General features: G+C 65.2%; 1 protein-coding gene. It reads right to left on the bottom strand.

From position 1 onward, the window contains the following. The coding region (locus EEY80_RS19930) for a DDE-type integrase/transposase/recombinase (protein WP_164738343.1) at positions 1–563 on the bottom strand (563 nt) is incomplete at both ends.

Here is a 563-nt window from a genome sequence, read left to right as displayed (position 1 = left end):
TGCATCTTCTCTGCCCATTCCAGGATCGCGTTCGAGGTGAACTCGGTGCCGTTGTCGCTGACGATGACGCCGGGCTTTCCACGACGCTCGATCAGCGCTGTCAGCTCCCGGGCAACGCGACGACCGGAGATCGAGGTGTCGACCACGGCTGCCAAGCTTTCTTTGGTGACATCGTCGATCACGTTGAGGATGCGGAAACGTCGCCCATCGGCGAACTGGTCCTGGACAAAATCGACCGACCAGCGGGCGTTCGCCAGCGCCTCGGTCACCAACGGCGCCCGCGTTCCAATGGCCCGCTTCCGGCTTCGGCGCCGGCGCACCGACAGGCCCTCCTCGCGGTAGAGCCGCTGAGTGCGCTTGCGGTTCAGCACATGGCCGTCCCGCCGCAGGATCACATGCAGACGGCGATAGCCAAACCGCCGATGCGTCTCGGCGGCCCCGCGCAGCGCCTCGCGCAGCGCAGCATCATCTGGTCGCCTGTGCCGATATCGCACCGACGATCGATCCGCCCCGATCAGAAAACACGCCCGCCGCTCGCTCATCTCGTAATCTCGTTCGAGATG

This window comes from Frigidibacter oleivorans (assembly GCF_003993775.1).
GTDB classification, from domain to species: Bacteria; Pseudomonadota; Alphaproteobacteria; order Rhodobacterales; family Rhodobacteraceae; genus Frigidibacter; species Frigidibacter oleivorans.
This window is presented reverse-complemented; position numbering and strand designations above follow the sequence as displayed.